Source organism: Alkalibacterium sp. MB6, assembly GCF_009935905.1.
Taxonomy (GTDB): Bacteria; Bacillota; Bacilli; order Lactobacillales; family Carnobacteriaceae_A; genus Alkalibacterium.
Genome location: NZ_PREX01000004.1, coordinates 85,812 through 99,366, shown reverse-complemented (window position 1 = coordinate 99,366; position 13,555 = coordinate 85,812). Strand labels below are relative to the sequence as shown.

Annotated in this window: 13 protein-coding genes; 4 read left to right on the top strand and 9 right to left on the bottom strand. The window is 39.3% G+C overall.

Annotation, left to right across the window (positions count from 1 at the left end; translation table 11 throughout):
- Positions 1-229: 229 nt before the first annotated feature.
- Positions 230-2,095: an LTA synthase family protein gene (locus C3945_RS03045; RefSeq protein WP_161878210.1), complete on the top strand. Its 1,866-nt coding sequence runs from the start codon at positions 230-232 to the stop codon at positions 2,093-2,095.
- A gap of 74 nt (positions 2,096-2,169) precedes the next feature.
- On the opposite strand, the gene C3945_RS03040 is transcribed toward C3945_RS03045, so the two are convergent.
- Genes C3945_RS03040 through C3945_RS03030 form a run of 3 tightly spaced genes read right to left on the bottom strand, consistent with a single transcriptional unit; the run spans position 2,170 to position 5,618 of the window.
- Positions 2,170-3,090 (bottom strand): glycosyltransferase family 2 protein, encoded by a 921-nt coding sequence (locus C3945_RS03040; protein WP_161878209.1) that lies wholly within the window; start codon positions 3,088-3,090, stop codon positions 2,170-2,172.
- 17 nt (positions 3,091-3,107) lie between these two features.
- Entirely contained in the window at positions 3,108-4,535 is a 1,428-nt protein-coding gene (locus tag C3945_RS03035; RefSeq protein WP_237585454.1) for a lipopolysaccharide biosynthesis protein, read from the bottom strand.
- A gap of 33 nt (positions 4,536-4,568) precedes the next feature.
- Positions 4,569-5,618, bottom strand: a complete 1,050-nt coding sequence (locus C3945_RS03030; RefSeq protein ID WP_161878208.1) for a glycosyltransferase family 2 protein — start codon at positions 5,616-5,618, stop codon at positions 4,569-4,571.
- A 459-nt stretch (positions 5,619-6,077) separates the two neighbouring features.
- On the opposite strand from C3945_RS03030, the gene galE reads away from it, so the two are divergent.
- A complete protein-coding gene (gene galE / locus C3945_RS03025; protein ID WP_161878207.1) occupies positions 6,078-7,091 on the top strand; it encodes a UDP-glucose 4-epimerase GalE in 1,014 nt (337 codons plus the stop codon).
- Between the two features lie 58 nt (positions 7,092-7,149).
- On the opposite strand, the gene C3945_RS03020 is transcribed toward galE, so the two are convergent.
- Positions 7,150-7,893, bottom strand: coding sequence for a YihY/virulence factor BrkB family protein (locus C3945_RS03020; RefSeq protein ID WP_161878227.1), 744 nt, complete (start codon positions 7,891-7,893; stop codon positions 7,150-7,152).
- Between the two features lie 69 nt (positions 7,894-7,962).
- On the opposite strand from C3945_RS03020, the gene C3945_RS03015 reads away from it, so the two are divergent.
- On the top strand, positions 7,963-8,277 hold the full coding sequence (locus C3945_RS03015) for a hypothetical protein (RefSeq protein ID WP_161878206.1): 315 nt from the start codon (positions 7,963-7,965) through the stop codon (positions 8,275-8,277).
- 4 nt (positions 8,278-8,281) lie between these two features.
- A complete protein-coding gene (locus C3945_RS03010; protein ID WP_161878205.1) occupies positions 8,282-8,482 on the top strand; it encodes a hypothetical protein in 201 nt (66 codons plus the stop codon).
- Between the two features lie 129 nt (positions 8,483-8,611).
- Here the strand turns inward: C3945_RS03010 and C3945_RS03005 are convergent, their stop codons facing one another.
- From C3945_RS03005 to C3945_RS02985, 5 genes are all read right to left on the bottom strand, one after another.
- On the bottom strand, positions 8,612-9,526 hold the full coding sequence (locus tag C3945_RS03005) for a phosphotransferase family protein (protein WP_161878204.1): 915 nt from the start codon (positions 9,524-9,526) through the stop codon (positions 8,612-8,614).
- Positions 9,527-9,592: 66 nt separating this feature from the next.
- On the bottom strand, positions 9,593-10,348 hold the full coding sequence (map, locus tag C3945_RS03000; protein WP_161878203.1) for a type I methionyl aminopeptidase: 756 nt from the start codon (positions 10,346-10,348) through the stop codon (positions 9,593-9,595).
- A 66-nt stretch (positions 10,349-10,414) separates the two neighbouring features.
- The gene (locus C3945_RS02995; RefSeq protein WP_161878202.1) at positions 10,415-11,335 is read right to left on the bottom strand and encodes a nuclease-related domain-containing protein; all 921 of its coding nucleotides are present in this window, start codon (positions 11,333-11,335) and stop codon (positions 10,415-10,417) included.
- Between the two features lie 527 nt (positions 11,336-11,862).
- Positions 11,863-12,477, bottom strand: coding sequence for a hypothetical protein (locus tag C3945_RS02990; RefSeq protein WP_161878201.1), 615 nt, complete (start codon positions 12,475-12,477; stop codon positions 11,863-11,865).
- Positions 12,478-12,594: 117 nt separating this feature from the next.
- Complete coding sequence (locus tag C3945_RS02985; RefSeq protein ID WP_161878200.1) at positions 12,595-13,503, bottom strand: diacylglycerol/lipid kinase family protein; 909 nt, start codon at positions 13,501-13,503, stop codon at positions 12,595-12,597.
- Positions 13,504-13,555: the final 52 nt, after the last annotated feature.

Here is a 13,555-nt window from a genome sequence, read left to right as displayed (position 1 = left end):
CCTCATCATCAACCTATCTTCTTGTATTTCCCTTGATAACTACGCCTTCATCCATTGGCGGATGTCTTTCTTTTCTGTTCTTCCTATTATTTGTCACAACAACTATAATAGTTTATGACTGAAATTTGAAAACTTTGTAAAAGATTGCACTTTCTTTTTACGAGATATTTACAATTCGAGATATTTGCATTACACTCGATTTTAAGTAATAAAGGAGGACTATTATACATTGCAACTATTTACAAAAAGAAACCTCATTCTCTTAAGCTGTTTTTTACTCATTGGATTAGTCTCTTCTATTCTTGCTAGTTTTGTCGTTCAATATTTTTATATGGGCTTTAATTTAGAGAATGTTCATAATTTCATCTTCAATATTCGTACCGAAGTATTTATATTAAGTTGTTTGGTTTTCTTCAGCCTTTTTCTTTTTCTTGCCTCTCTAATCGGCAGTGCCGTCTTAAGTGGTTCGTTTCTCACTGTTTTCTCTTTAATTTTAGGGTCTACTGCTTATTTAAAGTATCAGTACCGTAATGAGCCATTATTTCCTAGTGAATTATCCATGATTTCGGAATTGCCTTTTTTGGTCGAAATGATTAGCATGCGAGAAATAATCTTCATTCTTGGTGGCTTATCAGCTATCCTCTTTCTTATCGTTTTAGTCTACAAGAACTTTTCTTTGAGAGCTAAGGGTTCATTAACCAAACGTTTTCAGTTTATGTGGCGCTTTCCTCTGTTTGTCTTATCTCTTGCATTAATTGCTAACATCTATCGCTTTAATTACCCTGGCAATCCCCTTAGACAGGTATATAACCAATACACAGACTTTGTCACCTATGATCAAGACCTTAACTACGCACGTAATGGTTTTGTAGCTGGTTTCTTATTTAACTTAGGGACTGAGGTAATGGAAAAACCAACTGAGTATTCTCGTCATACCATTGAGGAGATTCACGAAAAATATACTGAACTAGCAAATGAGATTAATAGGGATCGACTATTGTCAGAGAGCCCTGCTAATATTCTATTTATTATGAATGAATCGTTCGCGGATCCATCAACGATTGAAGGTTTTTCATTCAATCAAGACCCTATTCCTTACACTCGTTCTTTAATGGAATCGACATTAAGTGGCCAAGCTTTTGCCCAAAACATTGGTGGCGGAACAGCAAACAGCGAATTCGAAGCCTTGACGAGTCTATCTTTAGAGCCTCTGGCTTCTCGAATTTACTCACCTTATGTGGAAGCAGCAGATGAACTAAATGATGTTCCTTCCCTTGCTAAAAAAGCCAATGATCAAGGAATGACCGCTACGGCTATTCACCCTTACAATGCAAGGCTCTACAAACGAACGACTGTTTACGATAACCTTGGTTTCAACGATTTTATTTATGACGAACACATGACTTTTAATGAAAAAATCGGCAACAGTGATTATATTTCTGATGATTCAGCCTACAAAGAAATGATCCAACGGTTAAATGAGACTGATAACCTCGATTTCATTCACCTAGTTACGATGCAAAACCATATGGCATACGGTCATAAGTATGATGACCCGTTATTTGAAACCTCTGGTGCCACAGAAGATGCTGAAGGCAATGGCTACTTACAAGATTTATACCATAGTGACCAATCTTTAGAAGCGCTCATAGAAGAAGTGGATCAGCATGATGAAGAAATCTTTATTGTCTTTTGGGGAGATCATCAACCAGGTATTTATTCCGATGATACTATTAGCCAAAACTCTAGACTGACAATGAGAGAAACCCCTCTTTTCTTTTATTCAAATAAAAGAGAGTTGTCAGGAGATATCGGAACAATCAGCCCCATCTACTTTATTAATTACATTCTAGAAGCTTTAGATATGATGGTATCACCTTTTGAAGCGATGTTAATGGAGCTTGAAGCAGTGCTGCCAGGTATCTATGGTGGATTATATTTAGAAGAAGGCATTGATGGTCCTGTTTCTTCAAGACACGAATTACAAGTCGAAACGATTCGCTTACTAAATGAGTTTACTTTGATTCAGTATGACTTATTTGCTGGATCAAACTATTCACACGATATTGGTTTTTACGACTTACACACTAATTAAACAACTATACCCCTATATAGATAAGACTTATCAGTGCTTAAGATAGCTTATTTATATAGGGGTCTTTTTTTCATTTACATTCTTTGTTTTATCTTTGCCAATACTAAAAAGACTTTATCCTTAAACGTGACTGATTTTAATTCTTTTAATTTCCGTTTGTTTTCTGGGTGAATATCCGCTTGTTGTAAGCCGTTATAGACAGACAATAGTTGACGTTTGATAAACTGCTTTTGAGCTGGTTTAAGCTCAGGTCGTTGGTAGTCCTTTTCAAGTGCTTTAAATATTTTCAAATAAGACTCAAATGATTTTAATTTGTGTAAATTAGACTGCTCAGTCATTGTAGAAGCCACTCGGTAGCGACGATTGTAATAAGCTTTATTTATGTAGGTCATCGATTCTATGGCGTAAAAGAGTCTGGTCGTAAAATACTCATCTTCATGAAGGACGCCTTCTAAAAAGTATAGGTTGTGTTGGTCGATGACCGATTTTTTAATCAGGTATAAACAAGGAGATGCTGAGAAGCTTCTTCTGTTTTTTTCGAGTAAATCGTCTCCCCTGTAGACTTTTTGATGCTCGAGTTGATGGGAGAAATTGTATTGGCCTTCTCTTTCTAGAGTGACTTCTCCTTCAGAGAAGGATTTGCCGTTGAAGCGAACTAAATCAGCATCGGTTTTCACCGCTTGTTCGACTAACTCTTCGATGGTATTCATTTCAATCCAGTCATCAGAGTCTATAAAATAGATGTACTCGCCTTTAGCAAGCTTCATACCTTGATTACGTCTTGCTCCCTGCCCTTGGTTAAGTTCGTTTTCGATAATTTGAATGCGACCTTCATATTGTTTCAATAAATAAAGCGTCGCATCCGTTGAGGCGTCATCTAAAACAATGATTTCAATATTTTTATACGTTTGGTTCAGTAAGGAGTCGATGCACTCTTCTATATAGCGTTCGACATTGTATGCCGGAACAATGATACTAACTAACGGCTGGTTCATTTCATGATTCCTTTCCTTTATCCTCTGGCTTGTTTCACTTCAGTTACTAGTCGTTTTACTTCACCAGTCATGAGTAGACCGACTATCCAAACGAATAGGAATAAGCTCCCTTTAATGAGCAAGTTGACGAAAATAGAGAAGTTGAGTTCTGGTAAAAAGTAGAAAGCAATTGCTTGCATAATGGCCAGAATAAATGGTTTTTTTAATACGCTAAAGAACTCTAATAATGTAGATTTAAACATGACTTTCATCAGCAATATATTGGCTTGGATAAAGTTTAGACTGAAGGCGAGGATTAAAAAGAGAGCCACGTATTCGATTTGTCCAAACAAAACCCCAACAACAATGCCTATGACATTAAAGACTGTAGAAAGAATCCCAGACAATAATAAGAGATCTGTTCTATTGCCTGACTGGAAAATACCACCTGTACTGGATAAAATCATTTGAATCCAAACGGATAAAGCTAAAATCTGGAAGACTGGTACACTATTTCCCCACTGTGTCCCAAATAGGAAAAACAAGACATCCTGTGCAGAGAAGAATAAGAAAACGGATAAGGGTAGTCCTATCGTGGCAAGTAAGTTCGAAATTCTTAAGTAAACCCGTTTAATTCGTTCTTTTTCATCCTCATAATCTGATAAAATCGGATGAATCACTGAAGTCACTAAACTAGTTAGTATTTGGTTCGGATAAAGAGACACTTGGTAGGCACTGTCATAATAAGCCAATGCACTAGCCGAGAAGTATCGTCCTATTAATAAACTATCTAAGTTTCTAGAGAAATAATTGATAAAATTAAATAAGAACTGGTTGCGTGAAAAGGCGAATATTTTTTTGAGCGGCGCCCAACTAAACTTCCATCCAATTTTAACATGTGTTTGACTATAAAATACGATGAAAAGCGTAAAGGCTTTGGCAGTATTTCCTATAATAATGGCATAATAACTGAAGCCCAATAGTGCTAAGGTAATCGATACGATGCCTGAAACGATTGCACCCGATACCGTCGTTAAGTTAACCAGTTTGAAGTTTTTCTCTCTAAGTAGTATCGACTGTGGCACGACTAGTATGCCGTAAAAGAAGACGGCAATTGCTAATATCATACTGATTGGAATGAATACTGGGTTACCGTAGAATAAACTCATTGGGTAACCTAAGAAGACAAAGAGTATGCTCAAACCAATCGCTACGTATAGGCTGAAAGAGAATATTGAATTCACTTCTTTTTTGCTTAAATCTTTGTTCTGAATAATAGCTGGTCCTATTCCAAAGTCAGCTAATAGCTGGAAAAAAACTAGAAAAATATTGACGGCTGATACTATCCCGTACTCGTTAGGAGCCAGTAATCGTCTTAAAAAGGCTTGGACAAGGAGTTGAACAACCACTATGGAATACTTTCCAAGTGCCGTATACAGTATGCCTTTTTTAAATTGATCCATCATCGTGCGTATGCTCCTTGTTTCTGTTTTACAGAGTTAATTTTTGAAAAAGTTTCTAAAAGAATTGAAGGTTTTTGAGTACTGCTTGGCTACTTTGATACGATTAGACATTAAAAACAATGCACGTCTAAAATCATTACCTTTGTATGCATTTAATAATGCTTTTCTAAATGGGTTGTTTTCCTCTTTTTTGTGCTCAAGTACCCATACTTTTGCTTGAGTTTCCCATAAATAAGCCAAGCGTTCGGCCTTTTCTTTTGTCGACAGTGGGCAAGCAGGATGAACAAGATTCACTGTTTCTTGGTATAAGACGTTGAAATACTCTTCCGCAATTAAATCGGTAAAGGTATCGGTCTCTCCCCATGACTTAATCATTTTTTGGAATGATCGAGCGATGTTCAGCTCCATATCCATTCTATCCTGTCTGTATCGGTTAATGGCAGACCCTTCATGTGTAACATAGTGATAGTAAGCATGCCTGTTTACTGCGACACTGGACAAGTGTTTATACACCTCTATGTTAAAAAGAGCGTCTTGTCCTTGTTTCTGATTACCGAATATAATACCATTCTTCATTAAAAAGTCTTTTTTATAGAGTTTGTTCCATAAGGCATATGGATAAAAGTGATATACGTTTCTAAAATGCATTCGGAAATCTTCTCGAGACTCTAGCTGAGGAAGATTGGGTAAGTTTATTTGTTGATTGTCCCCATTCGAATCCTCTTGTTTGAAACCAAACATGACGACTTCAGCGTCTCGCTTTTTAGCGTGTTTGATATTGTCTTTAAGTAGCGTATGGTCAAAATAATCGTCTGGATCAGCAAAGTAAATATACTCACCAGAAGCTTCCTTCAATCCGGCCTGTCTTGCTGGCCCTGAGCCTTGGTTTTCCTGGTGAATGACTTTAATTAATAGTGGCTCTTCTTTTGCATAAGCATCACATATCTCTCCCGACTGATCGGTTGATCCATCGTTGACTAAAATCAATTCTAACGAAACCTCTTTTTGATTTAAAGCAGACTCAATTGCTCGAGGCAAATGCTCGCTGACGTTATATACCGGCATAATAATCGATACGTGATACATAGTGAATCCCCTCTTTGTTTGCTTTCCATTTATAGGCTAGATTTTTAGACCTGGCTAATTCCTCAGACATTATACCATAGCGACTAGCGGAAAATAGAGTTTTCATGAATTCTTTACAAAGATGAAAGATAATCATGACATACCAGTGGACAAAAAGTTTAGGTTTTATATTCTCTTTTAAGGAATTCTACGAAGTTAGATAAAAATTGACAGCTTCGTCGTAGAATTAAGTATTAATTACACGATTAAGATAAGAAATCTTCATTTCTATCGTACAATTCAGTCAGATTTCTACGATAAGAAAAATGAATCAAGTATGACTTCGTAGAATTGATAATATTTCAAGAAAAAAGAACGAGCATTCTAAAATCACACACCTCACTTCTTCTAATATGATACAATAGCAGAAGCGAAAGGGATTTCCCCCTTTATTAAATGAAAGTCTAAAGGAGCGATTAAATGGCTATTTTAGTCACAGGTGGTACGGGTTATATCGGAAGCCACACAGTTATTGAATTATTAAATGAAAATTTTGACGTTGTCATCGTTGACGACTACTCGAATTCAAAACCTGAAGTCTTGAAACGCATTAAGGAATTATCTGGAAAAGAGGTCACTTTCCACGAGGTAAATATTAATGACAAAGAAGCTTTAGGTCAGGTGTTTGAGCAGCACAATCTTGAAGCAGTGATTCATTTCGCTGGTTATAAAGCGGTTGGTGAGTCTGTTGCTAAACCTCTCAAATACTACCAGAACAATCTAAATGGCACACTAGTCTTAATGGAATTGATGAACGAGTATAACGTGAAGAAAATGGTGTTCAGTTCAAGTGCTACCGTTTATGGTATGACTAATGAAGCACCATTTACTGAGGATATGCCTTTATCCACAACAAATCCTTACGGCACAACGAAAATGTTTATCGAACAATTTTTACAAGATCAACAAGTCGCTGATGATTCTTGGAGTACGGCTTTACTGCGCTACTTCAATCCGATTGGTGCTCACGAATCCGGACGCATCGGTGAAGATCCAAATGATATTCCAAATAACTTGATGCCTTATATCACTCAAGTCGCTGTCGGTAAACGCGAGAAATTGTCAGTCTTCGGTTCCGACTACGATACACATGACGGGACTGGAGTACGTGATTATATTCATGTTGTCGATTTGGCAAAAGGACACATCCGCGCTCTAGAAAAAGTGTTGTCAACGACTGGCATTGACGCGTATAACTTAGGAACTGGAAAAGGTTATTCCGTACTCGATGTCGTCAAAGCCTTTGAAGAAGCTAGCGGCAAAGAGGTTCCCTATGAATTGGTTGACCGCCGTCCAGGAGATATCGGGTCAAGTTACGCTGATGTGTCGAAAGCTAAAAATCAATTAGGCTGGGAAGCGCAACTCGGCTTAGAAGACATGTGTCGCGATTCTTGGAATTGGCAACACAGTAATCCCAATGGTTATGAAAACTAATTAAATAGATAGCCCTGTTTTTCAGTATACTATACTGAATGAACAGGGCTTTTTTACATTAATTAATCAAATCCAACACATGCGTTCTCTTCAATAATTTTATAAATTTACTGCTGTCCCCTTTTGGATTCACTTTTCCGCACTGCATTTGCATCACGGTGGCGTTAATGGTTCCTCCGCCTAGTATAGCTAAGGACAACTTTTGTAAAATGGCCAACATGACCATGAAGCTTCCCGTTAAGGTAAAGAAGGTTGAGTCATCGGGTAGTTGGTTTAAAAAGAGTTGGTCTAAAGTCATCCCTAAAAAAAGAGCGAGTGTTGAAAAAAGTGCTCCCGGAATGACACTCCTGAATTGTTGAATGACATTTGGAACGAAATAGTAAATAAAGCAAAAGGAAAAAAAGACTAATGGAATTAAGACGAGCCATCTGATTAATGAACCTGCAGCGAACAAATGAACGAAAAAGACCAGTGCACCTATCCAGGCAGCAAAGACGAGTGTCATAAAGAAAGCCAGTATGCGCAAGAGCACAATGTTTTTCCGATTCTCTACACCGTACGCTTTATTTAACCCCATTAAAATAGAAGCCATGATCCAGCTGACTGTCCATACCGTTGAAACGGTGGCGACGATAAAAATCCCGACGTGTGAGCTTTCAAAGACTTGAAGCATGTCTTGTACGATGATTTCGGCTAAGGGTCCCGGTACAATACTGTACACAAACCAAGCCAAGCTGTTTAGTGTTCCGCCAAAGGCTTGTAGGCCGTTGATGATCCCAACAAGTAAAGGAAAGGCGGTCAGCGGTCACTTAAATCCAATGACCGATTTGGCTAAAAATTAATTAAGGCTGGTGACCGAGTTACCTTTGTCATGGCTGAAGAGATGAGAGAGACGATTGAACAGACGGGCGCTGACTTTGTCCCTTATGATGATTATGATTCAAATCAAGCTGAGATGCGCCGCTATTTATCTGCTTTTCAAAGTGCGTATCAAACGGCTAAACGAATTGGAAAAGACTATGACTGTCTGGTTTATGAAATGCTGTTTGTGTTTGGTTCCCGGTTGGTATGCGATGAATCACCATGTCTTGGACCGAGTTATCGATACTGCTGGCTTACCTTTGTCTATCTTCTAGCATCGCTACCCTGTGCACCGGTCGATGATTGGGCACTACAAGCATATTAAGCAAATGATGTACCGGACTGATTTTTTAGATGAGTTGGCTGAGGAAGTTCCTGATTTAAACATTGTCTATACGTCAAGAGAATTTCAGCTGTTTGAAGATGAGTTTGATGAGCGGTTTCACTTTGTCGGTCCCCCTATTTCAGATGATGGTGAAGGTTCTCAGGATATTCCGTATGATGAGATGGACGGGCCGCCCGTTTGTTGATTGCATCTGAACCCTATCAGAGTAACATGAAGCGAGTCAGTGAAATGATGTGCTCCCTTGGTGGGAACAACCGAGCGACCGAGTTGATTTTAGACTATTTGAATAAGTAAATACAAGAGACCTTCTTTGCTAATTAGCTTTGAAGGTCTCTTGTTTTAGTGCTTCTATAAGGAAAGTATCCAAGCGTTTGACTATAGTTGTGCTGGTCAATTGATTTAATCCGAATACTTCCCAGCCTTTATACACTTCTGGTGTTTCTTCTTGAAAGATATTCTTGAGTGCTTCCAAGTCCCAATAGTGATCGTAAGTCGTTAACTCTGCTTGGTCGAGATAGTATGTTAAAAAGGCATCGGCTACACTTTGGCCATACATTTGTGCTAAGTTTACTCGGCAGTGAGCGATGTCCATTTCTCTTGGTCCGATGCAGGCATTGGGCCAATCAACGACCGCTGATACCTGATTGTTTTCCCATAACACATTAGTTGGGTGGAAATCCCTATGAATGAAAGTGGGCTCGTAGTCAGGTATGGTTGTTTCTTTCAAATAAGTAATGAGTCGTTGCCAGTTTTTAGGAACGGAGGACCAGTTGGCTTTGGGCTTGGTGATGTCGTTATTGTAAGAAAAGTATTGGTGAGTGATGGTCGGCTTGTTTAAAGAGTGAATCGTCACCAGCGTTTGTGCTAGTTGCCTTAGCCAATCAGTCCGGTCTTTAGGGTTTAAGTCAACTTTACCGCCCACTTTTGACATGAGTATTGACGGCCGTCCGGCGGTTTCCCCTTTATCGTCTACTGCAATGAATATCGGTGTAGGAATCGTTAAGTGTCTGGCTTCTTTTAAATTCAACGCTTCTCTGTATACGACGGTTGGGTCTTCTGTCAGCCATTCTTGATTGTTATATTCTCTTAGGACAACGGCCCTACCCGATGTGGTTGTCAAATGATGGAGTAACGATGAGGTGCCTCCTTTAAGGGGTGCCATTTGTATGATGCGCTCACCCAGTTCTTTTTCCGCCCATTTTAATGATTGACGTGTTGATTCACCCATGTGCCTTCTCCTTTCTGCCCTTCTTTAAAAAAAAGAAGCACGGATCGGGTCCATGCTTCTTGTGAGTTATTCGCCTGTTTGTTGGGTTAAGATACGCGGGCCGTCTTTGGTGATGGCTAGCGTGTGCTCGTATTGACAGCTTAGGCCGCCGTCTTGGGTGCGGGCAGTCCAGCCGTTGGCATCCATTTTTGAGCGCCATGTGCCTGTGTTGACCATGGGTTCGATGGTGATGACCATGCCTTCTTTCAAGCGTATGCCTTTGTTTGGCTCGCCGTAATGGGGCACGCTTGGGGCTTCGTGAAGGGTTGGTCCGATGCCGTGGCCGATGAATTCGCGGACGACTGAGAAGCCTTTTCCTTCGACGTAGGTCTGGATGGCGTGACCGATGTCGCCAATGCGGTTGCCGATTTTAGCTTGTTCGATGCCTTTGTATAGGGCTTCTTTCGTGACGGCCATTAGGGTTTGTATGTCGTCTGATGGTTCGCCGACGCTGTAGCTCCAGGCTGAATCGGCTAGTGCGCCATTTAGGTTGATAACCATATCAACGGTAATCAGGTCGCCTTTTTTAAGGGTTTCATTGCGTGGGAAGCCGTGGCAAATTTCGTCGTTGACGCTGACACAGGTGGCGTACTCGTAACCTTGATAGCCTTTTTGCTCAGCGGTGGCTCCGTGCTCAGCGATTAATTTTTCAACGTACTGATCAATATCTGTTCCGGTAATTCCCGGTTTAATGAAATCGCGCAGGGCTTCGTGGATGGCCGCTAAGACGTCACCGGCTTTATCCATTGCATCGATTTCTCTAGGTGATTTCAACGTAATCACAAACATTCTCCTCTACTTATCTAGTATCCTTATTATTATAGCGAAAATAGTGGAGAGACTAAACCCTTATTTTGGAATATAGTATGTGCCACGTGTTTTGCCAACGACTTGAAAATGTTTCATCATTACTTTCCTGATGGTCTGCAAATGAAATGTCTCTCCACACCAATGATTTATCCGGTTAGTTGTCAATTGACTTTCAGAGAATAAGAGTCGGTACTGTTTAACGGCGTGCAGGATTGCTTCTTCAATTGAGGTGACTTGTTTACAGTCATCGCAATAATTATTCCGCTGATTTTCCCACGTCAATAACGTTTCGCAGTGTTTACAACTTACTCCTTTTTTAACTGTCTCTAGCTGGAATGGTGGTAATTTTTTTTGGTAGGGTGCTTCTACTATCACATGTTCAAGTAGGCGGTTGGCTAAATTATAGCGATGATGACTTAGTTGATTCGTTGAACGGTTCAACGTATTGACATGATCTTCAATTTGATTAGCATAAATAAATGGACTCGTTACTTGATCATTGTAAAGGTGAAAATTAGGATGAACGAAGACGATATGTGTTACAAGTGGCAAATGACTATGGGCGTCTTTCAAAAATCGTCGGATAACTTGTGATGACTTCTTCAATTGTAATGTAGGATCAGGTATCTCGTCTCCGTGTAAGGTAATAAACTGTTCATTAATTAATTGGTATGTTCCTTTATAATTTTTGACTTCGTACAAATAGATGGCGTTGTTAGTGATGATAAGAGAATCAATTTGAATCGTTGTGTCGTTATAATTTATGAGTAAATCGTTCACTATTAAACTATCACTTTTCAGATTTTCCTTTATTAAAGCATCAAAGTGGAGCTCGCCTTCAAGTCCTTTTTCTAATTTATATAAGTCCTTTTTATGTCTATCTAACAGATTCATTCTTTTATTCAGTATTTGTAATCCTTGAAGTAAGTCGGACTTTTTTCTATCTTTTATTACGATCATTAACATCCCTCCTACTATATGTATTACCTTTTTAACATCAAAAAGAACTATTTTTCTTTCGATTTTTTTATTTTCTATGTATGAATTGCCAAATATTGGACATAATTAAAGAGTTGGATGGTCATACTCGCTTTTAAGCGAGTATGTTCTGCCTTTTTAAGTGCATTTGGAAAAAACTGGCCCCAGTTTTTTTCCTTTATAAGACAAGCTTTCGATTAATGCTGCGAAATAAAGAAGGCATTTACTATGATCTCACACAATTTGTGCCTTTATTCTACGATGAAACTTCTTTTATCCTTCTGACTTCGTCGAATTACCTGTTTATTCTACGATGAAAGCTACCGATTTGCTTCGTGTTCGTACAATTAGCTTCTAATTGTACGACGAACGTTCCGTTTCAGCTCTGACTTCGTCGAATACACTACTTACTAGGGATTTATAATGGGCATACTCGCCTAAAAGCGAGTATGTTCCGCCTTTATTAAGCTAAAACGAAAAAAGTCTTCCCGCTTGGGGAAGACTTTTACTTAACTGTCTATTAGTTCGATGGTGTAGCCTTGGGTTTCGAAGAAGTCGACGATTGTTTCTTTTCGTTGTGCGTTTGACGGAATCATTAGGTATAAATCCGATGTGGTGTCAAATTCTGTGAAGAGTGGAATCTGATTCGTTTCCATTGCCATGGTGTTGTCGTAGATATCTGTACGGTGTAAGTCTTCTTCACTTAATTCAAGGATATCGAACTCTTGCATGGTTCCAAAGTCGGCATACTGACGGTATGACTGTTCATCCATCAATATTAAATCATATTCTGCCGCAGATAACTGAGCGACAAATCGCTCGGCCAATTGACCATATGGCGTAAAGGTGACGAATATCGATTCATTTTTCCCTTCTGGCTGCAGTAACTCTTCCAACTCGATAGCCAACGCTTCTTCTTCTTCTGGATCAATCTCCGGTGACAAAACGCTCACGTGGAAATAAGGAACCGGTCGGTTGATGAAATCATATGTCATGAAGCCAAAGAGGAGTAATCCTAATGTGGCTATAATGACGTGCCATCTGTAGTAGCCCCACAAATAGTCAAATTTTTCTTTAGGTGTATCGTTTGATTTCAGTATTTCTCTTACTTTCGATTTTGCCATTAAAACCGTCCTCGTATTCGTTTTCTTTATTCTCTTTATAGTTTAGCATAGTGAAGAAGTGTATTCAATTTGAGAACAAAGATTGATGTTTTAATGACCTTTATTGGAGGACTATTTTTATTCAGTCTCTGCCGGAACAAATACGTCAATGTGATGCTTAAATACTTCGACGGTTACGGGTAAGGCATCGCCTTCGTCGCCGTCAATATTAGTTAAAACGGTTTGATCGCCTGCTTCTTCTCTCAGTTCAATGCGGGCTTTTTTTATTTTTCGGTAAAAGACATGGTCGTCTTCAGTCAGTTTGCCTGTAAAGATTTTTGGAACGAGGTTAGCAATGCCAATCTTGCTTTGCTTTTCAATAGCAACTAAATGCAAATAACCGTCATCTACTGAGGCTTCTGGAATCATTGTTTTAATGCCGCCCACTGAATTGGTCAGTGCCACTAAAACGAGAAAGCTGTCGAGCTCGACCACTTCATCATCAAAGCTGAACCGCAATGGGTAATTTTCCTTGTCCACAAAAGCTTTCGTTCCTTCCAAAACGTATGCTAAAGGACCCAATTTAGTTTTCTTTTCAATAGGAACATTTTGAACGGAGTCGGGAATCGATCCGATGGCCATAATGTCCGCAAAATAGTGATTGTTCAATCTGCCAATATCGATGCGCTTTTTCTTATAAGACGTGATTTCATCGACTGCTTCTTCTGAATCCATCGGTATCCCAAGGACTCTGCCTAAATCGTTGACCGTGCCCATTGGGATGAAGCCAAAAGCCGGTCTGACTGGTTCTGGCGCAATGCCGTTGATGCATTCGTTAACCGTGCCGTCTCCGCCTAAAGCATAGATGGCATCGACTCCTTCTTTGGTCGCTTCGTTTGCAAAACGTGTGGCATCGCCTTCTCCTTCAGTCCAACGCAAATCCACTTCGTCATATTTTTTTAATAAGGCTTCCTTTACTTTGGGCCCCATCTCTTTACCCTCTTCTCGACCAGATGTTGGGTTCACAATCACAACTGCTTTTGACATCGCTCATTCTCCTTTTTTATCTGTTTCTATTAGTTTACTCTATTCTTTATTA

Bases quoted from the DNA above. Each gene is read 5' to 3' on its own strand.
- C3945_RS03005 (WP_161878204.1), bottom strand. From the start codon at position 9,526: ATGGGTGAATCAACACGTCAATCATTAAAATGGGCGGAAAAAGAACTG.
- C3945_RS03015 (WP_161878206.1), top strand. From the start codon at position 7,963: ATGGCTGAAGAGATGAGAGAGACGATTGAACAGACGGGCGCTGACTTT.
- C3945_RS02995 (WP_161878202.1), bottom strand. From the start codon at position 11,335: ATGATCGTAATAAAAGATAGAAAAAAGTCCGACTTACTTCAAGGATTA.
- C3945_RS03040 (WP_161878209.1), bottom strand. From the start codon at position 3,090: ATGAACCAGCCGTTAGTTAGTATCATTGTTCCGGCATACAATGTCGAA.
- C3945_RS03035 (WP_237585454.1), bottom strand. From the start codon at position 4,535: ATGATGGATCAATTTAAAAAAGGCATACTGTATACGGCACTTGGAAAG.
- C3945_RS03030 (WP_161878208.1), bottom strand. From the start codon at position 5,618: ATGTATCACGTATCGATTATTATGCCGGTATATAACGTCAGCGAGCAT.
- galE (WP_161878207.1), top strand. From the start codon at position 6,078: ATGGCTATTTTAGTCACAGGTGGTACGGGTTATATCGGAAGCCACACA.
- C3945_RS03010 (WP_161878205.1), top strand. From the start codon at position 8,282: ATGATGTACCGGACTGATTTTTTAGATGAGTTGGCTGAGGAAGTTCCT.
- C3945_RS02985 (WP_161878200.1), bottom strand. From the start codon at position 13,503: ATGTCAAAAGCAGTTGTGATTGTGAACCCAACATCTGGTCGAGAAGAG.
- C3945_RS02990 (WP_161878201.1), bottom strand. From the start codon at position 12,477: ATGGCAAAATCGAAAGTAAGAGAAATACTGAAATCAAACGATACACCT.